The following is a 25,774-nucleotide window of genomic DNA, read 5'->3' on the forward strand; positions in this document are numbered from 1 at the left end:
GTTAGTCGACGGGAGCGACGACGACGGATGCCGGCGCAGGCTCGAAGATCGCGGTCAGCAATTCACCGGCCCAGGCGATCAGCGCCGAATCCTCCAGCCGCTCGCCGTGCAGTGACGGAAGCGGCACCAGCACCGAACGAGTCTGGGCCAGGTAGCGGGCTCCGGCGAACATCCGCTTCAGCCGCACCTGTCGGGAGTCTGGCAGTTCGGCACCGACTACGCGCAGGTTCGGTCCGACTGCGATCACTTCGCTCAGCCCGCACTTCTGGGCGAGCAGGCGAAGGCGGGACACGGCCAGCAGGTTGAGCACCTGCTGCGGTGGCTCGCCGTAGCGGTCGGTGAGTTCCTCGAGAACGTGGTCGATGGCATCCGGGGCTGCCGCCGGCGATGACGCCGTTGACAGTTTCTGATACGCCTCCAGGCGCAATCGTTCGCTGTCGACATACTGCTCGGGAATTCGGGCGTCGACCGGGAGCTCCAGCCGCAGCTCGGTCTGCCCCTCCGCCACCTCGCCGCGGAACGTGCTGACCGCCTCGCCGATCATCCGCAGGTACAGGTCGAAGCCGACACCGGCGATGTGGCCGGACTGCTCTCCGCCGAGCAGGTTGCCCGCGCCGCGGATCTCCAGGTCCTTCAACGCCACCTGCATGCCGGCGCCCAGCTCGTTGTTCGCGGCAATCGTTGCCAGCCGGTCGTGCGCCACCTCACCGAGCGGCTTGTCGCCGTCGTACAGGAAGTACGCGTACGCGCGCTCGCGCCCACGCCCGACTCGGCCGCGCAACTGGTGCAGCTGCGACAGCCCGTACTTGTCTGCCCGGTCGATGATGAGCGTGTTCGCGTTGGTGACGTCCAGCCCCGTCTCGATGATGGTGGTGCTCACCAGGACATCGAATTTGCGCTCCCAGAAGTCGACCATCACCTGCTCGAGCACACCCTCCGGCAGCTTTCCGTGGGCCACCGCGATGCGCGCCTCCGGAACCAGCTCCGCGATCTGGGCGGCCACACGGTTGATGCTCGACACCCGGTTGTGCACGAAGAAGACCTGCCCTTCGCGCAGCAGCTCCCGCCGGATGGCCGCACCGACCTGCTTCTCGTTGTACGGCCCGACGAAGGTGAGGATCGGATGCCGGTCCTCCGGTGGTGTCGCCAGCGTGGACATCTCACGGATGCCGGTGACCGCCATCTCCAGCGTGCGCGGGATCGGCGTGGCACTCATCGCCAGGATGTCGACGTTGGTCTTCAGCTTCTTGAGGGCGTCCTTGTGCTCGACACCGAAGCGCTGCTCCTCGTCGATGATCACCAGGCCGAGGTTCTTGATGACGATGCCCTTCGACAGCAGCCGGTGGGTTCCGATGACCACGTCCACCGTGCCATCCGCCAGCCCGTCGATGACCTCCTTCGACTCCTTCTCGGTGTTGAACCGGCTGAGCCCGCGCAGGTGCACCGGGAAGCCGGCGAACCGCTCGGAGAAGGTCTCGAGGTGCTGCTTCACCAACAGTGTCGTCGGCACCAGCATGACCACCTGCTTGCCATCCTGGATCGCCTTGAACGCTGCGCGAACCGCGACCTCCGTCTTGCCGTAGCCGACGTCTCCCGAGATGAGCCGGTCCATCGGGATCGGCCGCTCCATGTCGGCCTTCACCTCGTCGATGGTGGTCAACTGGTCATGGGTCTCGGCAAACGGGAAGGCTTCCTCCAGTTCGCGCTGCCACGGGGTGTCCGGCCCGAAGGCGTGGCCCTTGCTCGCCATCCGCGCCGAGTACAGCTTGACCAGTTCGACCGCGATGTCGCGCACCGCCTTGCGGGCGCGACCCTTCGCCGCCGCCCAGTCGCTGCCGCCCATCTTGCTGAGGGCCGGCGCCTCGCCGCCCACGTACCGCGAGATCAGGTCGAGCTGGTCCGTGGGCACGTACAGCTTGTCACCCGGGTAGCCGCGCTTGGACGGCGCGTATTCGATCAGCAGGAATTCGCGTTCGGTCTTGACCGGATTCCGCCCGCCCGAACTCACTTCGCGGCGCACCAGTTCCACGAATTTTCCGATGCCGTGGGTCTGGTGAACGATGAAGTCGCCGGCCTTCAGCTGCAGCGGGTCGACGACGTTGCGGCGGCGGGATGCCAGCTTCTTCACCTGCCGCGCATCGTGACCGACCGCGCGTCCGTAGAACTCCGACTCGCTGAGCACGGCCAGTTTCAGCTCGGCAGACTCGAAGCCGGATTCAACGGATGCCTGCAGCAGGTACGCGACGCCGGCATCCACCTGCGCGGGGAACGCTTCGACGTTTCGGGCAGCCAGCCCTCGTTCGCTCAACGCCTCAGCTGCGCGCTCGACCAGGCCGGTGCCCTGCGCCGTAACGGCGACTGTCCAGCCTTCGGACAGCCGCTGGGCGACGTGCTCGATGGCACCGTCGGCGTGACCGGTGAAGCTCGGCACGGTGGTCGCATCGATGCGGATGTAGTCGTCGTCGTCAGCGGCACCGGAGTCGAAGGAGCTGAGGGTCCACCAGGCGCGGTCTCCCGCCGCGTCCTTCAGCGCGCTCACCGACAGGAAGTCGCCGGCGTCCAGGTCGATCGGCGCCTCGGCGCCGGCGGTCGCCGCGTTCCAGGCGGCACCGAGGAACTCCCGGTTGGTCTCCACCAGGCTGAGGGCCCGACTCGCCACCCGCTCAGGTGCAACGACCGCGATGGCCGCATCCGCCGGCAGGTAGTGCGTGATCGGAACCAGCCGGTCGACCAGCGCAGGCGCGAGGGACTCCATGCCGTCGACCGGGATGCCCTCCGCGATCTTGGTCAGCAGCTGCGACAGGCTCGGGAATTCGTGCTGCATCTCGCGGGCACGCTGCCGCACCTGCGGGCTGAGCAGCATCTCGCGGCAGGCCGGCAGGTCGAGCTGGGGCAGGTCGTCGCCGATGCTGCGCTGGTCGGAGACGGAGAAGAACCGCATGCTCTCCACTTCGTCGCCGAAGAAGTCGGCCCGCACCGGGTGCTCGGCGATCGGAGAGAACACGTCGAGAATGCCGCCGCGCACAGCGAACTCGCCACGGCGGGTGACCATGTCGACTCGCGTATAGGCGAGGTCGACCAGCTGGGCGGACAACTCTGCCAGGTTGTAGCCCCGCCCGCCGGCGATCAGCCTGATCGGCTGGAGCGAAGTCAGGTTGTCGGCCAGTGGCTGCAGCGCGGCGCGCACACTCGCCACGACGATGACCGGATGCTGCGGCTCGACCGCTTCGCGTTCCGACCACGCTTGCAGGCGGCGCAGCGCATCGATGCGCTTGCCGACCGTCTCGGTGCTGGGGCTCAGGCGCTCGTGCGGAAGGGTCTCCCAGGCCGGGAACTCGATGACCTCGGCGGTGGGTGCGACGCACGCCAATGCTTCCCGCAGCGACTCGGATTCGCGGCCGGTCGCGACGATCGCGAGCAGCGCCTTCGCCTTCGCCCTCCGGCCGAGCAACCCCGCGAGGAGCGGCGCTCGCAAGCCCTCGACCAGGGAGAAGTCCGCGTCACGCGACGAGTAGGAAAGGGAATCCTCGAACGTTTGGGCGCGCGAAAGGGCAGCGATTAAACCTTCGAGTATCACCGCACAAGTCTATGTTGCTCGTCTGGGAGCAACTCGACGTGTGTGCGCGAGCAGGCGGCTGGGTGTGGATGGGTTGCGGGGCGCCGAGTTTTGAGTGATTGGGGCGGACACGCTTTTCGTCCGCCCCAATCGCTCAATGTCTGAGCTGAGGAGCAAGCCGTCCATTCCCAGACGCGGCCTCAACGGCGACGCGGGTGCGACACGACTGCCGAGAACAACTCCGCCATCCGCCGCATCGAGTGCTCCGGCGTGTGTCGGGGCGCGGATGCCAGTGCGCCGACCGACAGCGCGGCCCCCCGCTCCGGGTCCCCGAGCACGGACCCGATGGCACCGGCCAGCGCGTCGACGTCGGCGTTCGGCACCAGGATGCCGTTCTCGCCGTCTACCAGCATGTCGGACGGACCATAGTTGACGTCGTAGGCCACCACCGGGCATCCGCGGGCCAGGGCCTCCAGGATCACCAGCGGCTGGCCCTCGTAGGTTCCGGTGAGGACCAGCGCGGCGGCCTCGTTCAGCGCGTCGGCAGCGTTCGGCTGGTGCCCGCGGAATTCGACGGACTCCTGAATGCCCAGCTCTTCGGCGAGCGCCCGCAACCGCGGCTCATCCGGGCCTTCGCCGTAGAGGGCGAGGCGAGCGTCCGGGTTCGCCTGCAACACCGTGTGAAGCGCTCTGAGGGCGTGATCCAGCCGTTTGAGCGGCACCAGCCGGCCGATCATCACAGCCAGGTGGGGATCGCGCTGAACCTCCGGGCGCGCCTCGACGTCGACGGCGTGCGGCACCACCCAGAAGTTGTCTCGCGCGCCGAAACGCCGTTCGACCGCGCGCCGCTGCGTCTCGGTCAGCCAGATGACGGCCTCGAACCGGTGGATCACGTCGAACCAGCTGGCCCACAGGCCGTCGACCGGGGAGTCCCATTGGTACGGGGCGGAGGTGTGCGCGTTGTGCACCGTGTGCACGATCCGCAGTTCGTCGGCCGGGAGGTCGACGAGCAACTCCCCCACCTGCCGCGACTCGCACACCACCACGGATGGCCGACCACTCGGGCTGGTGTCGATCACATGCTGCATCCAGGTGCGGTACAGCTCGCCGAAACCGTCGAGGGAGCCGGCCGGGTTCCCGTCCTCACCGAAGACGACGATGCGGATGGGGGCCTGGTGCCAGTCGGCGCGTCCGGTGACGTAGGGCACCCGCAGCACGATGCGACCGCGCACATCAAGGAAGTCGGTGTGAACGATGGTGCCGCTTTGCGCATCCGTCGCGATAACCCGCCAGGGCCTCCCCTGCGAGTCGAGTTCGGGCTCGCCGAGCACCACATTCCCGGCTTCGGATGCTGGAATCTCGCTGGTGGCCGCGCGTTCACGCAGGAAGGACGGCATCTCGCGCGCATCCTGCAGCAGGTTGCGCACCACGGTGTCTTCGCTCATCAACCCGATGGCCGTGAACTCTTCGACCACCCGGTCGTAGTCTGGCCAGAAGTCGAAAGTCAGCAGCACCGGGTTCACCCCGGCGTGCTCGGCGAATTGCTGCGCGCGGCGCAGCGTGGAGACGGTGTAGCCGCCGTCCATCCCGGGGCGAAGACGGCTCGACGCGATGAAGTAGTTGGCGTCCGGAAAGCGGGTGCCCATCAGCGCTTTTCGTAGCCGTGCGGGTTCGACGATTGCCAGTTCCAGGAGTCGACGCAGGCGTCGTCGATGGTTCGGGTCGCAGACCAGCCGAGTTCGCGCCTGGCGAGGGAGACATCCGCATAGGTTGCGGGATCGTCGCCCGGGCGACGATCCACGATCTCGAACGGGAGCTCGCGGCCGACGGCGCGACTGTAGGCGGCGATGAGTTCGAGAACGGATGTCGCGGTACCCGATCCCAGATTGTAGAGGTGGGCTCCGGGTGACAGGTGCTCCAGTGCTGCCACATGCCCGGCGGCGAGGTCCATGACGTGAATGTAATCCCGTAGTCCTGTGCCATCGGGGGTTGGATAGTCGTTGCCGAATACCTGCACGCGGTCCCGTCGCCCGACAGCGACCTGGAGGATGAACGGCGCCAGGTTGTTCGGCTTCTGGGCCGGGTCTTCTCCGATGCGCCCGCTTGGATGGGCGCCAATGGGGTTGAAGTAGCGCAGTAGGCTGACCTCGAGGTTGTCATCTGCCACCGACAGGTCCTGCAGGATCTGTTCGATCATGTACTTGGTCTTGCCGTAGGGGTGGGAGATGTCCTGACCGCCCGGGTTTGATTCCACGAACGGAGGTTCGACCTTCGTTCCGTACGCTGTCGCGGTCGAACTGAACACAATCTTGCGCACGCCGTAGTCCCTCATCACTGTCGCGAGCATGAGGGTCGATTCCAGGTTGACGCGGTAGTAGTCGAGCGGGTTGGCGACCGACTCGCCGACGGCCTTCAACCCGGCCAAATGAATGACGGCTTCGGGGCGCTCGGTCTCGAAGACCGAGCGAATGCCGGCCTCATCGCGGAGGTCTACCCGGTGGAACGGCACGTCGAAACCAGTCAACTCACGGACTCGGCGAACGGCCTCTTCGCTTGCGTTGACCAGGTTGTCGACGATGATCGGTGTGTGCCCGGCGGCGACCAGCTCCACCGCCGTGTGGCTGCCGATGTAGCCGGCGCCACCGGTGAGGAGTACCCGCATCAGGTGAAGTCCGGGTCGGGAGCCGAGTCGTAGACGAAATCTGCTTTCGCCCGGCGACCATTGTTCAGCACGCCGTTGCTCTCCTCCAGATAGCAGGCTCCGCACAATGATTCGTAACCCACGTGCACACCGTCGATCGCCACCTGGTCGCCATCGAAGACGAACTGACCGTCAATGGTGCGGGCGTTGAAGACCGCCTTACGACCGCAACGGCAGATCGTCTTCAGCTCTTCCAGGGAGTGGGACACCTCGAGCAGCCGTCGGCTTCCGGGGAAGGCAACCGTCTGGAAGTCGGTGCGGATGCCGTAGGCGATCACCGGAACACCCTCCTGGATGGCGATCCGCAGCAGGTCATCGACCTGGCTCTCCGTCAGGAACTGCGCCTCGTCCACCAGCAGGCAGCTGACATCCTTGCCGGTGCGCTGCTTCACCTTCGCCCGGTGCGTTTCGAACGCGAAGTAAATGTCTTCATCCGGTGCCACCGTGAAGTCGACCGGACGCCGCACGCCCAGGCGCGACACGATGTCACTGTCACCCTTGGTGTCGATCTGCGGCTTGACCAGGAGCACCTCTTGGCCGCGCTCCTCATAGTTGTACGCGGCCTGGAGCATCGCCGTGCTCTTGCCGCTGTTCATCGCCCCGTACCGGAAATAAAGCTTGGCCACTACTGCAGGTATCCATCCTCGGCAGCGCGGCGGATCAGTTCCGCCTTCTTGCTGGCCGGTCGATTCGCCTTGGCGTACTTCTCACGCACGCGGCGAAGGTAGGTTTTCGCGGTCTCATACTGGACGTTCATCTGGTTGGCCACCTCAGTGGTGCTGTAGCCGGAGACATAGAGCTTGAACGCCTCCACCTCGCCGTTGCTCAGCTTGGGGCGCGAGTGGTTGGTCGCACCGACCGGAAGTGGTCGCCAGTCCTTCTGCAGGTGACCGCTGCGCTCGACGCCCATGACGCTGCGTGCGGTATCCATGACCTCGTGCATCGGCAGCGATTTCGACAGGAATGCGGCGGCACCGGCATCCAGTGCCCGCTCCCTCGCCTCCCGGGTGTCGAGGCTGGTCAGCACGATGACCTTCGCGCCGGCCGCACGGCAGGTGCGAACCCGTGCCTCGATCGACACCGGCTCCTTCAACTGGAAGTCGATGAAGACCAGGTCGGTCGGGAATTGGTCGCTGTGCACGAGCTGGAGCCAGGTGTGCGCACTGAGCACCAGGTCGAAGTCGGTGGCGTTCGCGTTGATCCAGCTGCTGAGGCTGTCAAGCAGCACTTCGTGGTCGTCCAACAGGGCAAGCCTGACCCGTCGGGCCAGGGCGTGATCGCCCGATGCGGGTGTCCCGTCGCTCTCGTTAGCGCTGCTCATACGAAAAGCTTAGTGTGAGCACCCCGTGCAGGTACTCGAGGCGCAGGTCGGTGAACATCACACGGAGTACCGCGAAGTACGGTGCGAAGCGCGATCTGATGGCGTAGTCGGCAATCTCCAGCTCGGCGATCATGACCGCTCGGAACACCGCGCCGTCCCGGAACAGCTCGATCTTCATGAAACCGGCCCGGTGCGCAGAGCCTTCGTGGAGGGCAACGATGAAGGCGCGGAGCGCTGTGCGCTGGTCGTACGACATCTGGTTGGCGACGTGATCGTCGTCGCGCACCAGCGGTTCTGCGCTCACCCCTCCACCGACCCGGTCGGATGCTGTCAATTGGTCGACGGCGTGCTCCAGCCAGCTGCGGTCGACCTCGGCGACCATGACCTTCCTGATCGAGGATGCAATGTCGCGGGCGCGTTCGCGGTCCCCATTGGAGACCGCCGGTTTCTCGATGATCTCCAGGAAGAAGGGCAGCACCTCGCGGTTCAGGATGGTCACGCGGTCTTGCTGCACCGAGCGGGCGATGCCGTCCTCATCGTCCCTCGACACGACCCGGCCGGGTCTCATCAGCTTGCGCTGCCAGCGCTCCAACCCGTCAACGACGGCCTTCGAATGGGCCGCCGCAGCGAACGCGAAGGCGAGAATCGGCATGATCGTCACCGCGACCATGGCGAGCACCGGAGCCCGCCCATCGGACGAGCCGGAGTGCACGACGGTCAGGAACCCGAAGAAGGTCGCAGCGATGGATCCGGCCGCCACGAGTTCCCGGGCCGGCCGATACGGTCCCATGGCAAGCAGCAGGAGCCCGAGCGCGATGGGTCCCCATCCGTTCACGGTGCGCGCTTCGTCCCACTCCGACGCGAGCTCGAACCCGCAGGCGAGGAGGCAGGTGAGCAGGATGATCGTCATGGTTCGCCTGGTGAACGGTGCACGGATCGGGTTGGAGGCGAATACCAGGTGGGTGCAGCTCACCCCGAGCAGCAGCAGGGCGACTATCGCCAGTGGCGGGGTGCTTATCCGGTCGAAGCCGTTGGAAACCATCGTGGCGGCGATAGCGAACGCGCTCATGGTGAACAGGGCGGTCGCCAGGTTATTGCCGAAAGTGCCGATCGGGTCGAGTTGCTGCCGGCTTCGCTCCTGAGTGCTCATCCGCGTTCCTCGGCGGGCTCTGCCGTATTGAGCGGGACGACATCGCCCGCGCCGTCTGCGAGCGGGACGACATCGCCCGCGCCGTCTGCGACCGGTGCGGCGGCTCCCGGCTTCGGCGCAGCGACCGGCACGCGGATGAGCACGGAGGTTCCGTTGCCTGGCGTCGACCACACCTGCACCGTTCCGCCTACGGTCTCGATGCGCCGGCGAACGGATGCCCGCAGCCCGAGCCGGTCCGACCCAACCGCGGTCACCTCGAAACCCCGGCCCTCATCAACGATCATGACCGAGACTTCGGCGTCGGAACCGTACACCGCGACTTCAGCCTTCATCGTTCCTGAGTGCTTGATGACGTTGGCCAGGCACTGCTTGGCGGCAAGCCCGAGCGCGTTGGAGCGCGCGCGGTCGAGGCGCGACACCGCGGCGATGTCGCCGGTTCCGTCCACCACGAGACCCTGGAGCTTCGCATCCTGGACCGCGAGGAACAGCGGTGACTTCCGCCAGTCGGCGGCGGCTGGTGCAGGTTGCTCGACCTCGCGCAGCCACTCCTCCCCGACGAGTACCTCCAGGTCGCGGCGGATCTGTTCGGCCAGTTCCGGCGTCAGCTCCGTTTTCGGCGTGTTCGCGATCGCTGCCAGATGGCTGAGCACTGTGTCGTGCAACAGCGCGGCCGCCTTCAACTCCATGCCGGACCGGAGCGCGGCAATGCGTTCGTCGCGGGCCGCCCGGTGAAGCAACGGCTGCGCCTTGCGGGCCCGGGACCGGGAGAAGACGGACAACACAATCGCCACCAGCGCGATCACGGTGGCGGTGAAGGTGTAGCTGTCCAGCCCGGTGCGTGCACCGGCCTGTGCGGCCGAGACCAGGGCGAGCGTTTCTGCCGTGGCGTACCCGGTGACCGCCCAGGCGATCGCCGACCAGGCGCTGACTCCGGCGCCGGCGACCATGACCAGGGCGATTTTCGGCAAGGCGAGCCACACTGTGTCGGCGGCGACGGCATCCGGCAGCTGCGTATAGAAGGTCATGCAGTACCAGTAGATCCCGGCCGCGCCAACCGCCACATAGCTGACGTCGAAGAGCACCGACTCGAACCGGTCGTTGAGCCACAGCGCGATCGCCATGCCGACCACGGCAGCCAGCGCCGGCCAGAGCGTCAGATCCGGCCGGTCCGCCATGTAGGCGACCACGACCAGTCCGGCGCACAGCAAAGAGGCGAATGCGACCGCGTGGAACGCCTTCTGGAAGGCGATCGACAGCGTGACGCGTGCCAGGTGGCTGGGTAGACCGAGTGACAAGTACTCCACCTCTCCAGCTCGGGTAACTGGATTGAGTATGACAGGACAATCGCTCATCGACGTACCCCGAATTCGCGGGTATTCGAGAGCTTGATCGGGCGTTCTCGACATCTTGTACCCCGAAACAGCGGGATTCAGCTTTTCGGCGTGTCCTGCCGTGAGATGTCGCACCAGAGCCTAGCGAAAAGCCGGCCGCCCGGGGGATCCCTTGTGGATTACTAGCCGATTGCGAGAGACTTCGCCGTGCTCGAGAGGAGCTTCGCGGCGAGCTTGGGGTTGTCAGACAGGCGAGTGCCGTACGTCGGGATCATCTTCGAGATCTTCGGACGCCACGATTCGATCTGCTCCGGGAAGCACCGCTCGATCAGGGCCAGCATGATCGGCACCGCGGTCGAGGCACCCGGGGACGCTCCGAGAAGGCCGGCGATGCTGCCATCAGCGGATGCCACCACCTCGGTCCCGAACTGAAGCACGCCACCCTTGGCTGCATCCTTCTTCATCACCTGCACGCGTTGTCCGGCGGTGATCTGGTACCAGTCGTCGGGGTTCGCATTCGGCATGAACGCCTTCAGGGCATCCAGCTTCTTGCTGCGGGTCGCCAGCACCTCCCCGACCAGGTAGCTGACCAGGTCGAGGTTGTCTTTCGCAACTGCGAGCATCGTCACGATGTTGCCCGGCCGGATGGAGAACGGCAGGTCCAGGATGGAACCGGTCTTCAGGAACTTGGTGCTGAACCCGGCGTACGGCCCGAACATCAGGCTCGGCTTGCCGTCGACCACACGCGTGTCGAGGTGCGGCACCGACATGGGGGGAGCACCCACCGACGCCTTGCCGTAGACCTTCGCCGTGTGCCTGGCAACGACCGCCGGGTTGTCAGTGCGGAGGAACTGGCCACTGATCGGGAAACCCGCGTAGCCGCGGATCTCCTTGATGCCGGACTTCTGCAGCAGGCTGAGCGCGCCACCACCGGCGCCAACGAAGACGAAGCGGGCGCGATAGATCGCCGGAGTGTGGCCAACCGTGTGGCGGGCCTTGATGCGCCACAGGCCGGAGCGCTCCCTGGCGAGGCCGACCACCTTGTGCTCGGTCTTCAGCTTCACGCCGTTGTCAGTCAGGTAGGAGACGAGGTTACGGGTCAGGGCGCCGAAGTCGATGTCGGTGCCTGCGGTCATCCGCGTGGCTGCGATCTTCTGGGCCTTCTTGCGTCCCGGCAGCAGAACCGGTGTCCAGGAGCGGATGACCTTCGGGTCATCGCTGAACTCGAGGCCGGCAAACAGTGGATGATCTTTCAACGCGTCATAGCGACGGCGCAGGTAGTCGACATTCTCGTCTCCCCAGACGAAGCTCATGTGCGGCACGGGGGTGATGAAACTCTGCGGGTCGGGGATGACGCCGGCGCTCACCAGGTGCGCCCAGAACTGGCGGGAGACCTGGAACTGCTCGTTGACGGTGACCGCGCTCGAGATGTCGAACGTGCCGTCCGGCTGCTCTTTCGTATAGTTCAGTTCGCAGAGCGCCGAGTGGCCTGTGCCGGCGTTGTTCCACGGGTTCGAGCTCTCCAGCGCGACATCCGACAGCGTCTCGAAGATCTGGATCGACCAGTCCGGCTGCAGCTGCTTGATGATGGCACCCAGGGTGGCACTCATGATGCCCCCACCGATCAGGGCGACGTCAATGGGTGCGGTAAATGAACTCACACCCACCAGTTTAGGCGAGGCTAGAGGGCGTCGATGCCCGCGACCAGGATGCCGAGCCCCGAGGCCAGCAGCCCGACCGTCAGGGTGGCCGCGCCGAGCCAGAGCAGGATGATGAGCCGGTTGGGCTTCTGTGGGTCCTTGCCGATCACAGAGAGGAAGAAGCCGGCCGGCATCAGGATGGCCGAGATGAGCACGAGGTTGCGGGCGGCGAACTGCCAGAGTCCGCTCAGTGCTGTCTGGTCGATCACCATGAGGATGACGATGCCGAGGATGAGGAGCACCGCCGCGTGCGCGTGTCCGGCGCGGTAGAAGTTCTTCTGCAGGGCGTTGGTCGGAACGTGCCCGCGCACCACCTTGGTGAGGAAGTAGCCGCCCGATTCGACCGTGACCAGGGCGAGGAGCAGGATGCCGATGGTGATGAGAGTCTGTGGTTGGATAGTCATAGTGTCTAATATTAGATAGTTTTCATATCTAGTGTCAAGGGGTGTCATGCGCATTTCAGAACTGGTGAGGCGCTCCGGCGTACCGCTCGCGACAATCAAGTACTACATCCGGGAGGGGTTGCTGATGTCCGGGGCGACGACCAGCGCCACGCAAGCCGACTACGGCGATGAGCACCTGCGCCGGCTCCACCTGATCCGGGCGCTGACGGATGTCGCCGGCCTCCCCCTGCAGAAGGCCGGCATCGTGATCGGCCTGATCGAGCATCCGCAACCCCATCTCTTCGACACCCTCGGCAAGGCCGTCGCAGCACTGCCTCCCTACGCCGAGGCGAACGAGGACGCGGAGTACCCGCGGGCGAAAGCGGCGCTGGAGAAACTCGGTCAGGTGTACGACCCGGAGTACGCGGCGGTCGCCCAATTCGAGCGTGCGCTGGCAGCGGCCGAATCGGTCGGGCTGCCGATGAGCGACGAGCGGCTGCTCGGCTACGGTCGTCACATCATGGGCATCGCCGAACTCGACATCGACCAGGTGCCGACCAGCAGCGTGCTCGATGCCGTCGAGCACTCAGTGCTGGGAACCGCCCTCTACGAGCCGGTCATCCTGGCGATGCGCCGGCTCGCCCACCAGGACCTGGCGGCGCGGCGGTTCGGGGCAAGCTGACTCGGAGCGCTGCTACGCGGCGAGCACGCGCGCCGCCACGATCTCGGCAATCTGCACAGCGTTGAGCGCGGCGCCCTTGCGGAGGTTGTCGTTGCTGATGAACAGCGCCAGCCCGCGACCATCCGGAACACCCTCGTCCTGGCGGATGCGCCCGACGAAGCTCGGATCCTTCCCGGCTGCCTCCAGCGGAGTCGGGACGTCCGCCAGCGAGACGCCGGGAGCATCCGCCAGCAACTCCGTCGCGCGCGCCGCAGACAGCGGCGACGAGAACTCGGCGTTGATCGACAGTGAGTGCCCTGTGAACACCGGAACGCGCACACAGGTGCCGCTCACTAGCAGGCCCGGAAGCTCAAGGATCTTGCGGCTCTCGTTGCGCAGCTTCTTCTCCTCGTCGGTCTCGTTCATACCGTCGTCGACGATGGACCCGGCGAGCGGAATGACATCGAAGGCGATCGGTGCGACGAACTTCTCGGGCGCAGGCATGGTGACGGCCGAACCGTCGTGAACCAGGCCGATGGCATCCTGCTCGACAGCCGCCCTGGTCTGCGACAGCAGTTCCTCGCCACCTGCCAGCCCCGCGCCGGACACCGCCTGGTAGGTGCTGACGATCAACCGGGTCAGGCCCGCCTCGGCGTGGAGCGCCTTCAACACCGGCATGGCGGCCATGGTGGTGCAGTTCGGGTTCGCGATGATCCCCTTGACCGCCTGATCGATGGCGTGCGGGTTGACCTCGCTGACCACGAGTGGCACGTCGGGGTCCATCCGGAAGCCGGACGAGTTGTCGATCACGGTGACTCCGGCAGCGGCGAATCGCGGGGCCTGCGCCTTCGACGTCGTCGCCCCAGCCGAGAAGATGGCCATGTCCAGGCCACTCGGATCGGCAGTCGAGGCGTCTTCGATGACGATCTCTTCGCCCTTCCACGGCAGCGTCGAACCGGCCGACCGCGCAGACGCGAAGAAGCGGATGCTTGCCACCGGGAAGTCGCGCTCCTCCAGCAGCCGGCGCACCACCATGCCGACCTGACCGGTCGCGCCGACCACGCCGATGTTCACGCCGGGGGTCATCGTCCGGTCCCTGCGTAGACGACGGCCTCGATATCGGCGTCCAGGTCGAACGCCTTGTGGACGATACGCACGGCCTCGTTGATGATGTCGGACCGCATGACAACGCTGATGCGGATCTCGCTGGTGGAGATCATCTCGATGTTGATGCCCGCCTCATACAGTGCCGTGAACAGCTTCGCTGAGACACCGGTGTTGGTGCGCATGCCCGCCCCCACCAGGGCCAGCTTGCCGATCTGGTCGTCGTGGATGAGGGTCTCGAAACCGATCTGCTCCTTGGCGCCGTTCAGCGCGTCGAGCGCCGCCTGCGACTGGAACTGCGGGAGCGTGAACGAGATGTCGGTCCTGCCGGTGGCGGCACTGGACACGTTCTGCACGATCATGTCGATGTTGGCATTCGTCTTCGCCACGATGGTGAAGATTTGGGCCGCCTTGCCTGGAATGTCCGGCACTCCGGCGACGGTGATCTTGTCTTCACTCAGGTCGGCCGCGATGCCCGTGATCATCGGTTCTTCCATGGGGTCTCCATCCCTTGAGCTGACGACGAGGGTTCCCTCGTTATGACTGAACGACGAGCGGACGTGGAGCACGACACCGTGCCTCCTCGCATATTCCACTGCGCGAATATAAAGGACCTTGGCACCGGCTGCCGCCAACTCCAGCATCTCTTCGCTGGTGACGACATCGACTTTACGGGCCGTCGGAACGACTCGGGGGTCCGCTGTGTAGATGCCATCGACATCCGTGTAGATCTCGCAGACATCCGCCCCCAGCGCTGCGGCCAGCGCCACCGCGGTGGTGTCCGATCCGCCGCGACCGAGCGTGGTGATGTCGCCCGTGATGCGGTTGAACCCCTGGAAGCCGGCGACGATCGCCACCGCTCCGTGGTCGAGCGCCGCGCGGACGCGTCCCGGCGTCACCTCGACGATGCGCGCGCTGCCGTGCTTTTCGTCGGTGATCATGCCGGCCTGGCTGCCGGTGTAGGAGCGGGCCTCATCGCCCAGACGCTTGATCGCCATCGCCAGGAGCGCCATCGAAATGCGTTCGCCAGCGGTCAGCAGCATGTCGAGCTCGCGACCGGTCGGGGTTTCGGTGACACCGTGCGCCAGGTCGAGCAGTTCGTCGGTGGTATCGCCCATGGCCGAGACCACGACTACGACCTCGTTGCCCGCGCGGTGCGTCTCCACGATGCGCGCGGCCACCCGCTTGATGCTCTCCGCATCCGCTACGGATGAGCCACCGTACTTCTGCACGATCAGGGCCACGCGAAACTCCCAGCACTAGTGAAAGGGTGATCCGATCGCCAGCTGGTCATTGGTAGCGGTCGAGAAACCGATTCTACCGGCTGCCGTGCGCTGGTTACGTGTCAGCCCTCAACGAGTCGCCTGCCCTCGAAGGCACGGCCGAGGGTGACCTCATCCGCATACTCGAGGTCGCCGCCCACCGGAAGCCCGGACGCCAGGCGGGTGACCCGCAGTTCCAGGTGCATGAGCAGCCGGGAAAGGTAGGTGGCTGTCGCCTCCCCCTCGAGGTTCGGGTCGGTGGCGATGATGACCTCCGTCACCGTGCCATCGGCGAGTCTCTGCATCAATTGGCGGATGCGCAGATCGTCCGGTCCGATCCCGTCGATGGGGCTGATGGCGCCGCCGAGCACGTGGTACAGGCCGCGGAACTCCCGGGTGCGTTCGATGGCGACAACGTCTTTGGCCTCTTCGACAACACAAATAGTTGCAGGAGAGCGCCGCGGATCGCGGCACACGGCACAGGTGTCCTGTTCGCTGACGTTTCCGCAGATTTCGCAGAAACGCACCTTCTCGCGTACCTCGGTCAGTACCGCGGCAAGCCGCGAGACGTCGAAGGATTCCGTTTGAAGAATATGGAACGCGATGCGCTGCGCCGACTTGGGCCCGATGCCGGGCAGGCGCCCCAGCTCATCGATGAGCTCCTGGATGATTCCCTCGTACACGGCTTAGTTCGCTCCCGGAATCACCCGAGGGCTGTGCGGCTGCTCCTCGATGAAGCTCGCCCCGAGGATCTCGCGGACGACAGCTTCGCCGTACCGTGCGCGGGATCCCCCGCCACCGCTCGATGCCTGCGGCGGGCGGCTGCTTGTCTTGTTCGACTTACTGCCTTGCGGTGAACTCTGCGGTGCGCTCTGGGCCGGTGCGTCTGTTGCGGGCGCAGCGCTGTTCCGTGCTGCCGGTGGCTCTTCGGCCGGCGGTTCGTCCGGTGGCGGGGCGTCCTCGTCCCGCGGCTCGGAGCCGGGGATGGCGACGGTGGCCCAGCCGGCAGCATCCGTCGCCGGTGTCGCAGTCGACTGAGGCGTCGTGGCCACTTGCGCAGGGGCGGCGGGTGCGGTCGCTCCGGCATCGACGCTCGCGAGGAGCAGCGGCGTGAAGCCGAGAATTTCGGCAACGGCCTTCTTGAGGAAGTCGGCTGTGCCCTTGCCCGGGTTGGAGCGGTCCTTCAGGTCGTCCACATCGCGCTGGCTCGGCAGCGTGAGCACCAGGATCTTCCCGTCGCGGAGGTCGCGCACCTGGGCGGTGGCCAGCACCATCCACGCGCTGCGCTTCAACTTCTCAAGGGTCTCGAGGATCTGCGGCCAGGAATCCTTCACCTGTTGCAGCGTGACCGGAACGGCCTGGGTCGGTGCTGCGACGGGGACCGGCTTCTCAGCGGCAGCAGGAACTGGTTCAGCGGCGGGCGTACGGGCATCCGCTGGTGGCAACGGAGCTTCCGTCTTCAACGCAGGAACCTCGGTTGCGGGCGCCGGCTTCGAAGGCGCGGGTCTCGTTGGCGCTGCTTCCGCTGGCATTGCAGCGGCGGGTGTACTCACTGCGGGAGCTGCGGGAACTGCCGGAGCCGCCGCAGCACCCTCAACCCCGACCCGGCGTTCGAGCCGCTCCACGCGAGCCAGGGTGCCGCGCTCACTCTCGTCGGATGCCGGAACCAGGATGCGGGCGATCATGAGTTCGAGGTGCAGTCGGGGGGACGTCGCGCCGGTCATGTCCGTGAGGGCCGCACCGATGACATCCGCTGCCCTGCTGAGCTCCGCGGAGCCGAACCTGGCCGCCTGCTGCGCCATCTGGTCGAGTTCGTCCTGCTGCACGCCGCGCAGCACAGCCGCCGCCTGCGAGCTTGCGCCTTGCGGGAATGCGGCCACGATGACCAGGTCGCGGAGGCGCTCGAGCAGGTCTTCGACGAAACGGCGCGGGTCCTGACCGGTCTGGATGACGCGGTCGACCGAGGAGAAGGCGGCAGCCGCATCCCGAGCGGCGATCGCGTCGATGACCTCGGCGAGCAGCGAGCCGTGCGTGTAGCCGAGCAGTGCGACGGCACGCTCGTACAGCACCTTCGCGCCGTCGGATCCGGCGATCAGCTGGTCGAGCAGCGAGAGGGTGTCCCGAACGGAGCCGCCCCCGGCACGAACGACGAGCGGCAGAACGCCGGCCTCGACTTCGACTTTCTCGCTCTCGGAGAGCTGGGTCACGTACTCGAGCATCTGGGCGGGCGGCACCAGCCGGAACGGATAGTGGTGCGTGCGCGACCGGATGGTGCCGATCACCTTTTCGGGTTCGGTCGTTGCGAAGATGAACTTGATGTGCTCCGGCGGCTCTTCGACGATCTTCAGCAGGGCGTTGAACCCCTGCGGCGTCACCATGTGCGCCTCGTCGAGGATGAAGATCTTGTAGCGATCGCGGGCCGGCGCGAACACGGCGCGCTCGCGCAGGTCGCGGGCGTCGTCGACACCGTTGTGGCTGGCCGCGTCGATCTCGACGACGTCGAGGGATCCGCCGCCGTCGCGACTCAACTCGACGCAACTCGGGCAGACACCGCACGGGGTGTCGGTCGGGCCTTCCGCACAGTTGAGGCAGCGGGCGAGGATGCGTGCGGACGTCGTCTTGCCGCATCCGCGTGGCCCGCTGAACAGGTAGGCATGGTTGACCCGGTTGGTGCGCAAGGCCGTCATCAGCGGATCGGTCACCTGAGCCTGCCCGATCAGCTCGGAAAAGTTCTCTGGCCGATAACGGCGATACAGGGCGGTAACCACCCCCTCAGGATAGTCGGCGCCGCTGACCTTCCGCTCGGCTGCTCCACAGCACGTTCTTCACGGTGAGCGGGGTCAGGCTGGGGCGAAGGCGGCGGCCTGCCGGGCGATCTCCAGCTCCTCGTTGGTGGGGATGACCAGCACCGCGACGGATGCCTCGTCGGGCGAGATGAGGCGCGCCACCTTCGACTGCAACTCGTTGCGGTCGTCGTCGACTTCGATGCCGAGAAACTCCAGCCCGGCCAGCGCGCGCCGCCGCAGCAGCGCGTTGTTCTCGCCGATCCCGGCGGTGAAGACCAGCGCGTCGAGGCCGCCGAGCGTCGCAATGTAGGCACCGATGTAGTGGCGGATGCGATGACGCCAGACCGCAAGCGCGGCAAGAGCCGCCTCGTCACCGCGGGCGGCGGCCTCCTGCACGTCGCGCATGTCGCCGGTTCCGGTCAGGCCGAGCAGGCCGCTGCGCCGGTTGAGCAACTTGTCGATCTCGTCGATGCTCATTCCGGCGACCCGGGAAAGGTGGAAGATGATCCCCGGGTCGATATCGCCGGAGCGCGTGCCCATCACCAGGCCCTCCAGCGGGGTGAGGCCCATCGACGTGTCGACCGAGCGTCCGCCATCGACGGCGGTGACGGATGCGCCATTGCCCAGGTGCAGCACGATCGTCTTCAGCGACTCCAGCGGTCGGTCCAGGAAGACAGCAGCCTGCTCTGAGACGTATTGGTGCGAGGTTCCGTGGAACCCGTAGCGGCGCACCTGGTACTTTTCGGCGACCTCGGCGTCGATGGCGTAGGTGTAGGCATCCGCTGGCAGCGTCTGGTGGAACGCGGTGTCGAAGATGGCGACGTGCGGGAGGTCGGGCAGCGCCGCCCTGGCCGCACGGATGCCGAGCACATTCGCCGGGTTGTGCAGCGGCGCCAGGTCGGAAAGCTCGTCGATCTCACCCTCGACATCGTCGGTGATCAGCGTGGCCTCGGTGAAGCGCGGGCCGCCGTGGACGACGCGGTGGCCAACCGCCGCGAAGGTGTGGTCGCTGCCCAGGTCGTCGAGCACCAGCTTCATGCCGGCGGTGTGGTCGGATGCCTCGCCGCCCGGCTCACCGATGCGCTCGATCAGCCCGCTGACCGTCGCCTCACCCGTGTCGAGGTCGACGAGCTGGTACTTGATCGAGGAGGAGCCGGAGTTGACGACGAAGACTTTCACGATGTCCCCTCCAGTGCCTGAGCCTGGATGGCGGTGATCGCGACCGTGTTGACGATGTCCTGCACGAGGGCTCCGCGCGAGAGGTCGTTGATCGGTTTGCGCAGTCCCTGCAGCACCGGTCCGATGGCCACAGCACCGGCACTGCGCTGCACCGCCTTGTAGGTGTTGTTGCCGGTGTTCAGGTCGGGGAAGATGAACACGGTTGCCCGGCCGGCCACTTCTGAGCCCGGCAGCTTCGACTTGCCGACCGCAGCGTCCACTGCCGCGTCGTACTGGATGGGGCCGTCCACCGCGAGGTCCGGCCGCCGCGACCGCACCAGCTCGGTCGCCTGACGCACCTTGTCGACGTCGGCGCCGCTTCCTGATGCCCCTGTCGAGTACGACAGCATCGCGATGCGCTGCTCGATGTCGAATTGCGCTGCGGTCGCCGCCGACGACACCGCGATGTCGGCCAGTTGCTCCGCGTTCGGGTCGGGGTTGACCGCGCAGTCGCCGTAGACGAGCACGCGGTCTTCCAGGCACATGAGGAACACGCTGGAAACGATCGACACCCCCGGCTCGGTCTTGATGATCTCGAAACCGGGCCGGATGGTGTGCGCCGTGGTGTGCATCGCCCCGGACACCATGCCGTCGGCCAGCCCCAGGTGCACCATCATGGTGCCGAAGTAGGAGACGTCGGTGACGGTCTCGCGCGCAACCTCATGGGTCATCCCCTTGTGTTCCCGCAGCTTTGTGTACTCGGCCGCGAAACGGTCGCGCAGCTCCTCGTCGAGGGGGCTCAGGATGCGCGCAGCTGAGATGTCGAGGCCGAGCTCGGTCGCGCGGGCGCGGATCTCCGCTTCCTCGCCGAGGATGGTCAGCTCGGCAACACCCCGGCGCAGCAGTGTGCTGGAGGCACGGAGAATTCGATCGTCCCTGCCCTCCGGCAGCACGATGTGCTGCGGATCCTTGCGCGCACGGTCGAGGAGGTCGTACTCGAACATCAGCGGGGTCACGACGTCCGACCGGGAGACGTCGAGCCTCTCCAGCAGCAGCTCGCCGTCGACATGCTGCTCGAACAGGGCGAGAGCGGTGTCGAACTTGCGGGGCGAGTCCGCCGCCAGTCTGCCCCGCGTACGGGTGATGATGCGGGCCGTGTCGTAGGTGCCGAGCTTGGTGCGGATGATCGGGAGCGACGAGTCCAAGCCGTCAATGAGCAGCTCGATCTGCGGCAGCAGGTCGAACCCGCCGTTCAGGATGATGCCGGCCAGCGACGGGAACGTCTCAGCCGAGTGCGCCATCAGCATGGCGAGCAGCACGTCGGAACGGTCTCCGGCGACGACCACCACCGACCCCTCGATCAGCCGGGTGAGCACGTTCTCCATCGACATGCCCGCCATCACCACGCCGAGTGCTTCGCGGAGCAGGAGGTCGGGGTCGCCCTTCAGCAGCTCGCCATCGACCGCCTCCAGCAGCGTCCCCATGCTGGGGGCGATGAGGAACGGGTCTTCCGGGATCGCCCAGACCGGCACGTCCTCGCCAACCGCTGCTGCCAGGTCGGCGACGATCTCAGCGAGGTTGTCGGGATCCGACCGGTTGGCGATGACCCCCAGTAGGTGGGCGTGGGCGGCATCCAGTTCCTGGCGGGCCAAACCGTAGACCTGGGCGAGATCATCTGCTGTTCGGCTGCCGGCCTCAACCTGCCCGCCCAGCACCAGCAGCACCGGGGCGCCCAGGTTGGCGGCGATGCGGGCGTTGTATGAAAGCTCGGTCGGGCTGCCCACATCCGTGTAGTCGGATCCGACGATCACCACGACATCGCACCGGGCCTCGACCGCCTTGAACCGCTCGACGATCAGGCTGAGCGCGGCATCCGGATCATCGTGAACCTCGTCATAGCCGACCCCGACACAGTCCTCATACGGCAGGTCGACGCCGTCGTGGGCGAGCAGCAGCTCGAGTACGTAGTCGCGCTCGTGGCTGGTCCGGGCGACCGGGCGGAAAACGCCTAGTCGCTCCGTTTCGTGGCTGAGGGTGTCGAGCATGCCCAGGGCGACGGTGGACTTCCCCGCGTGCCCCTCGATCGAGGTGATGTAGATGTTGCGAGCCACCTGTCCAGCCTATGTCGCGGGGCGCGCATCGAGGCCTTTCCACGATTTTCCGACCAGCGGCGCCAGCGTCACGATCCCGTAGGCGATGGCGATGAAGACGAGTACCGGCACCAGAGAGAACGCTTCGACTGCAGCACCGCCGAGCAGGGCGCCGAGCGGCATCCCGGCCGTGACCCCCGTGGTCAGCGCGCCGAGCACGCGAGCCCGCATGGCCCTCGGCAGCTGCTCGAACAGCACCGTGTCGAGCAGCGGGTTGATCGAGCCGGCCAGCAGTCCCGAGAAGGCGAAGGTGGCGAGCAGCAGCGGCACCGGAACGTCCAGGGCCATGGCGATGTATGGCGGCGGGCCGCACAGCACGAAGCAGACGACGAGGGTGCCCCGGCGGGGAAGGCGGTGGCCGAACCAGCCGAACAGTCCGGCTCCGGATAGCGCCCCGAAGGCGAAGCAGGCCAGCATGATCCCGAAGATCTCTCCGTCCGGCGTGATCGTTTTCGCGTAAACAGGCTTCAGCACCAGGATCCCGGCCGCATCGAAACAGTTGGTGATCACCACCATCAGCACGACGTTGCGGATGATGGGCGTGCGTGCCAGATAGCGGATGCCGTCCTGGAACTCCCGCCAGAATCCCGCCGCGGATTCGGCGAGGTCTTCATCCGCCGTTCCCTTGACCTCCCGTGACACTCCGCCCCAGATGAGTGCCGCGGAGATGGCGAAGGTTGCGGCATCCAACAGCAGCGCGTTGAGCGGCCCCAGCCAGACGACGGCGAGCGCGGCGACGGATGCGCCCACCATCATGGCGCTGCGGGAGATGGCGCCGGCGGCACCGGTCGCGCGGGTGAGTTTCACCTCGCAGAGTTCGGCCAGGTCGGGCACGAGTGCGGCTTTCGCCGTGTTGCCGGGGGTGTCGAGCAGCCCACTGAGGAAGACCAGTGACAGCAACGCCCAGAACGGCAGGCCGACGGTGGCGGCGAGCACCGGGATGGCCAGAACGGTGACCCCGCTGGCGAGGTCTGCCGCGATCGCCGCACGCCGGAAGCCGAGGCGGTCGACGACCACACCGCCGAGCGCTCCCCCGACGATCATCGGCACGGTGGCGAACACTCCGGCCACGCCAGTGGCGAAGACCGAACCGGTGTCGTGCAGGACGTAGAGCGGCACCACGACCATGGTGATTGCGTTGCCGGCGAGCGATAGCCCGTGGGCGGACAGCAAAGCCACCAGCGGAAGCAGGCGAATTCGCGGCTTGACCGGTGTGATCGTGGCGCCGGGCGTTGTCGGGGTACTCATGGCATCCGCACCGCGTGGGCGATCAACTGCACGACCTCGGCGCCTTCCCTGTTGCGGTCGCTGCGGGCGTGCCACTTCTGCAGCACCGCCAGGAGTTCGTCGCTCGCCTTGGCGAACTCCTCGGCGGTGAGATATGCAGCGATATCGAAGGAGCCGGATGGCTTCGCCCATTCCGGCGGCAAGGTCGCCTCGGCGTCCACGGCCCGGTGAAGGGTTGCCGAATAGGTGTCGATGACTTGGTGCAGCACGACAGTGATGGCCAGGCGTTCGTCGGCCGGGGCATCCGGTTCGACCGTGATGTTGGTGAACTCGTGGACCGCCCGCCACCACCGTTCGCGACGGTCGGTGGTCAGTTCGGGAGCTTCTTCGACGAAGCCGAATTCGGCCAGCTTGCCCAGGTGGTAGCTCAGCGTGCCCGGCGCCTCGTCGAAGACGTCGCACAGGCCGCCAACCGTGCGTGGCCCGTTGATGCGCAGTTCGCCGAGCACCCGCATCCGCAATGGATGCGCCAGGGCGCGCATCTGCTTGGCGCTGGTGAGGTTGATGGCGCTTTCCATGCGCCAACGATAACTCCACAAGGACTCTTGTGCAATACCTCTTGTGTAATTTAACCCATCGTCGACCTGAGAGCTGTTGCCCCACAGATTGGCCGCATGGGGCAACCGTCCTAAGCTCGACCGGCTAGCGGGGCTGAACCACCCGTCGGAGGGAGAGAACCATGGCCGCGGCCACCACCAGCCACGCGACACCGGCGATCCAGACCCCGACCTCCCCCATGGTGACAATCAGTGGCAGGCCAGTTTCAGCGCCGAAGTGGATGCTCGCCACCGAGTACATGCCCAGCGGGAACACGATGCTCCAGAGTTCCGATTCGTAGCGGAGCGGAACCCGCCGAACCGCGTGCCGCCAGACGCCGAAGATCACCAGCAGCGGCACCCACCACACGCCGAACGCCCACAGCACGAAGGTCAGGCCCGACACGATTCCGGAGGTGGCGGCCATGATCGGAAGGTCATCGGAGAGCACCAGGATGCGCGAACCGGCCAGCACCGTGATGGCCGTCGCGCCCATGTAGATCCAGTACGACGCACCGAGGGTCAGCGGGTCGCTGCGCACCGTGAGCAGGCGCAGGGTGACCAGGGTGGCAAGGATCACGTAGAGCATCACGCCGATCCCCCACAGCGCGACGGCGATGGCGGCGAGCGCCTGGTTGCCGGAGATGGGCGCGATCGCGGCGGCTGCCGTGGCCAGCGACTGCGTTCCCACAACCCACAGGAACCAGCCGCCATTGACTTCGGATGCGGCCGACTTCTCGCTGGAGCGCAGCATCAGCGCCGCCGGCACACCGTAGGTGAGCACCAACCACAACGGCACGCTGATGATCGCGAGGATGATCGTGGCGAGCGGAGCTTCTGGGGTGAAAAGCCTGACGCCGACCACGTTGATGCCCGCGACGATCGTGAAGTAGCCGAACGCCTTGGCCGGGTCGACGGCGTCGGCGACCATTGCCTGGCGGTGTGCGACGAGCCGCCATCCGGTTGCCACGGTCAGCACGGCAAGACCGCCCAGGGCGATCACCAGCAGGACGACGGATGCCGGTTCCCACCCGACGGCGAGGAACGCAGTGGACACGATCCCGGTCGCCATGACGAACGAGAAGGAGCCGGGCGGCAGCGTGCGCACCGCGTCTGCGAGTCTGGAGTTCACCCCACCCATGATGCCCGGAAAATGTAGCAGCCCCCCACGCACCCGCCAGAGCCCGGTTACCCTTGCTACGTTTCCGTCCTGGGGGAGTTGGCCTGGGTGGCGCCACGTGGGGAGCCGTGCACTAGTTTACAGGCTGGGCAGGCGGGTCTCGACCCTTCGACAAGCTTCGCTCGCTCGACCCGCCTTACGACTCGACCAGCAGCGCGCCGGTCACACCAGGATGCGCAGCGGCTGCTCCAGGATGCCCTTCAGGTCGCGCAGGAACGCCGCACCGGTCGCCCCGTCCATCGCGCGGTGGTCGACGGTGAGGGTGATCTTCATCTTCTGCACTTCCACCAGTTCGCCGTCCCGCAGCATGGGCACCGGGCTGGCCGCTCCGATCGCGAGGATGCCCGCTTCGGGTGGGTTGAGCATGGCGGTGAACTCGTCGATGCCGAACATGCCCAGGTTGCTGACCGAGAACGTTCCGCCGCTCATGTTGTCGAGCCCCAGCTTGCCGTCACGGGCCTTGCCTGCGAGCTCGACGATCTCCGCGCCGATCTCGCTCAGCGACTTGCGGTCGGCACCTTTCACGACGGGCACCAGGAGTCCGGCATCCGTGGCCACCGCGACCCCGACGTTGACCTGACCGCGACGGATGATGCTGTCGCCATTGAAGGACGCGTTGGCTTCCGGGTGCAGCCGCAACGCGATGGCGACGGCCTTCACGATGAAGTCGTTGAGGCTCACCTTGATCCCCTGGTCGGCGAGTCCCTGGTTGACGTCGGCCCGGAGTGCGATCAGCCGATCGACCTCGACCACGTTGGTGAGGAAGAAGTGCGGTACTGCCTGGCTTTCGGTGAGCCTCTTGGCGGTGACCTTGCGGATCCTGTTGAGCGGGACGACCTCATCCTCTTCGCTCGCAGACGGGCCGGCTGCCGCACCTGCCGCAGCCGGCTCCGCGGACGGTTTCTCGCCCTTGGCCTGGATGGCGGCCTCGATGTCGGCACGGATGATCCGGCCTTCCGGCCCGGTCCCCTTCAGGGAGCCCAGGTCGATGTCGTTGTCATGCGCGAGTTTGCGGGCGAGTGGCGACATCCGCAGCTTGTCGGCGCTGGAAGGCGCTTTGTCGGCATCCGCTGTTTCTTCCGGCTGCGCCGCTTCAGCTGGCTGCCCAGGCTCTTCGAGGTCTCCTTCTTCACGCGCGCTCGACTCGGTCTCGCCCTCCGCTTCAGCAGCGACGGAGTCCTTGTCCTTTGAGGACTCACCAGCGGCAGCTTCAGCGGGCTCGTCGGCAGAAGGCTCAGCCCCGCTCGAGCTGCCATCTCCGATCACGGCGACGGCCTGGCCGATCGGCACGACGGTGCCCTCCTCGACCAGTTGCTTCTCCAGCACGCCGCTCTCGAAAGCCTCAAGGTCCATGGTCGCCTTGTCGGTCTCGATCTCGGCGATCACGTCGCCCTTCTCGACCATGTCGCCGACGTTCTTCAGCCAGCGCGCGAGTTCACCCTCCTCCATGGTGTCGGAGAGCCTGGGCATCGTCACTTCTGACATGGTCGCCTCCTTTTGCTTGAATC

20 protein-coding genes and 1 other RNA gene are annotated in these 25,774 nt (G+C 66.4%); 1 reads left to right on the forward strand and 20 read right to left on the reverse strand.

Annotated elements, in window-relative coordinates:
* Position 1: 1 nt before the first annotated feature.
* From mfd to ACX3PH_RS00590, 9 genes are all read right to left on the reverse strand, one after another.
* Positions 2-3,577, reverse strand: coding sequence for a transcription-repair coupling factor (gene mfd / locus ACX3PH_RS00550; protein WP_459088290.1), 3,576 nt, complete (start codon positions 3,575-3,577; stop codon positions 2-4).
* 179 nt (positions 3,578-3,756) lie between these two features.
* Positions 3,757-5,202: a glycosyltransferase gene (locus tag ACX3PH_RS00555; RefSeq protein WP_459088292.1), complete on the reverse strand. Its 1,446-nt coding sequence runs from the start codon at positions 5,200-5,202 to the stop codon at positions 3,757-3,759.
* The gene (gene galE / locus ACX3PH_RS00560; protein ID WP_459088294.1) at positions 5,202-6,218 is read right to left on the reverse strand and encodes a UDP-glucose 4-epimerase GalE; all 1,017 of its coding nucleotides are present in this window, start codon (positions 6,216-6,218) and stop codon (positions 5,202-5,204) included. Before galE ends, ACX3PH_RS00555 begins: the two co-directional genes overlap by 1 nt.
* Positions 6,218-6,883: a thymidine kinase gene (locus tag ACX3PH_RS00565; RefSeq protein ID WP_459088296.1), complete on the reverse strand. Its 666-nt coding sequence runs from the start codon at positions 6,881-6,883 to the stop codon at positions 6,218-6,220. Before ACX3PH_RS00565 ends, galE begins: the two co-directional genes overlap by 1 nt.
* Positions 6,883-7,578, reverse strand: coding sequence for a DNA-binding response regulator (locus ACX3PH_RS00570; RefSeq protein ID WP_459088298.1), 696 nt, complete (start codon positions 7,576-7,578; stop codon positions 6,883-6,885). The genes ACX3PH_RS00565 and ACX3PH_RS00570 overlap by 1 nt, the downstream gene beginning before the upstream one ends.
* Positions 7,565-8,728 (reverse strand): hypothetical protein, encoded by a 1,164-nt coding sequence (locus ACX3PH_RS00575; protein ID WP_459088300.1) that lies wholly within the window; start codon positions 8,726-8,728, stop codon positions 7,565-7,567. Before ACX3PH_RS00575 ends, ACX3PH_RS00570 begins: the two co-directional genes overlap by 14 nt.
* Entirely contained in the window at positions 8,725-10,023 is a 1,299-nt protein-coding gene (locus ACX3PH_RS00580) for a sensor histidine kinase (protein ID WP_459088302.1), read from the reverse strand. Before ACX3PH_RS00580 ends, ACX3PH_RS00575 begins: the two co-directional genes overlap by 4 nt.
* A 218-nt stretch (positions 10,024-10,241) precedes the next feature.
* A complete protein-coding gene (locus ACX3PH_RS00585; protein ID WP_459088304.1) occupies positions 10,242-11,720 on the reverse strand; it encodes a malate:quinone oxidoreductase in 1,479 nt (492 codons plus the stop codon).
* Between the two features lie 20 nt (positions 11,721-11,740).
* On the reverse strand, positions 11,741-12,163 hold the full coding sequence (locus tag ACX3PH_RS00590; protein WP_459088306.1) for a hypothetical protein: 423 nt from the start codon (positions 12,161-12,163) through the stop codon (positions 11,741-11,743).
* Positions 12,164-12,209: 46 nt separating this feature from the next.
* Between ACX3PH_RS00590 and ACX3PH_RS00595 the strand changes: the two genes are divergently transcribed.
* Positions 12,210-12,824: a MerR family transcriptional regulator gene (locus ACX3PH_RS00595; RefSeq protein ID WP_459088308.1), complete on the forward strand. Its 615-nt coding sequence runs from the start codon at positions 12,210-12,212 to the stop codon at positions 12,822-12,824.
* A 12-nt stretch (positions 12,825-12,836) separates the two neighbouring features.
* On the opposite strand, the gene ACX3PH_RS00600 is transcribed toward ACX3PH_RS00595, so the two are convergent.
* The 11 genes from ACX3PH_RS00600 to ACX3PH_RS00650 all read right to left on the reverse strand — a co-directional run bounded on the left by ACX3PH_RS00600 (position 12,837) and on the right by ACX3PH_RS00650 (position 25,751).
* A complete protein-coding gene (locus tag ACX3PH_RS00600; RefSeq protein ID WP_459088310.1) occupies positions 12,837-13,889 on the reverse strand; it encodes an aspartate-semialdehyde dehydrogenase in 1,053 nt (350 codons plus the stop codon).
* Positions 13,886-15,151, reverse strand: a complete 1,266-nt coding sequence (locus ACX3PH_RS00605) for an aspartate kinase (protein ID WP_459088312.1) — start codon at positions 15,149-15,151, stop codon at positions 13,886-13,888. Before ACX3PH_RS00605 ends, ACX3PH_RS00600 begins: the two co-directional genes overlap by 4 nt.
* Before the next feature lie 101 nt (positions 15,152-15,252).
* Complete coding sequence (gene recR, locus ACX3PH_RS00610; RefSeq protein WP_459088314.1) at positions 15,253-15,852, reverse strand: recombination mediator RecR; 600 nt, start codon at positions 15,850-15,852, stop codon at positions 15,253-15,255.
* A gap of 3 nt (positions 15,853-15,855) precedes the next feature.
* Entirely contained in the window at positions 15,856-17,937 is a 2,082-nt protein-coding gene (locus tag ACX3PH_RS00615; protein WP_459088316.1) for a DNA polymerase III subunit gamma and tau, read from the reverse strand.
* A gap of 72 nt (positions 17,938-18,009) precedes the next feature.
* Positions 18,010-19,137 (reverse strand): acetate/propionate family kinase, encoded by a 1,128-nt coding sequence (locus ACX3PH_RS00620; protein ID WP_459089806.1) that lies wholly within the window; start codon positions 19,135-19,137, stop codon positions 18,010-18,012.
* Positions 19,131-21,224 (reverse strand): phosphate acetyltransferase, encoded by a 2,094-nt coding sequence (pta, locus tag ACX3PH_RS00625; RefSeq protein ID WP_459088318.1) that lies wholly within the window; start codon positions 21,222-21,224, stop codon positions 19,131-19,133. The genes ACX3PH_RS00620 and pta overlap by 7 nt, the downstream gene beginning before the upstream one ends.
* 9 nt (positions 21,225-21,233) lie before the next feature.
* Positions 21,234-22,511, reverse strand: coding sequence for an MFS transporter (locus ACX3PH_RS00630; RefSeq protein ID WP_459088320.1), 1,278 nt, complete (start codon positions 22,509-22,511; stop codon positions 21,234-21,236).
* Complete coding sequence (locus tag ACX3PH_RS00635; RefSeq protein WP_459088322.1) at positions 22,508-23,068, reverse strand: winged helix-turn-helix domain-containing protein; 561 nt, start codon at positions 23,066-23,068, stop codon at positions 22,508-22,510. Before ACX3PH_RS00635 ends, ACX3PH_RS00630 begins: the two co-directional genes overlap by 4 nt.
* A gap of 124 nt (positions 23,069-23,192) precedes the next feature.
* Positions 23,193-24,218 (reverse strand): tellurite resistance/C4-dicarboxylate transporter family protein, encoded by a 1,026-nt coding sequence (locus ACX3PH_RS00640; RefSeq protein ID WP_459088324.1) that lies wholly within the window; start codon positions 24,216-24,218, stop codon positions 23,193-23,195.
* Positions 24,219-24,240: 22 nt separating this feature from the next.
* Positions 24,241-24,337: signal recognition particle sRNA small type (gene ffs, locus ACX3PH_RS00645), an RNA gene on the reverse strand.
* Between the two features lie 91 nt (positions 24,338-24,428).
* Positions 24,429-25,751, reverse strand: coding sequence for a dihydrolipoamide acetyltransferase family protein (locus ACX3PH_RS00650; protein WP_459088326.1), 1,323 nt, complete (start codon positions 25,749-25,751; stop codon positions 24,429-24,431).
* Positions 25,752-25,774 lie beyond the last annotated feature (23 nt).

This window comes from Homoserinimonas sp. A520 (genome assembly GCF_054489245.1).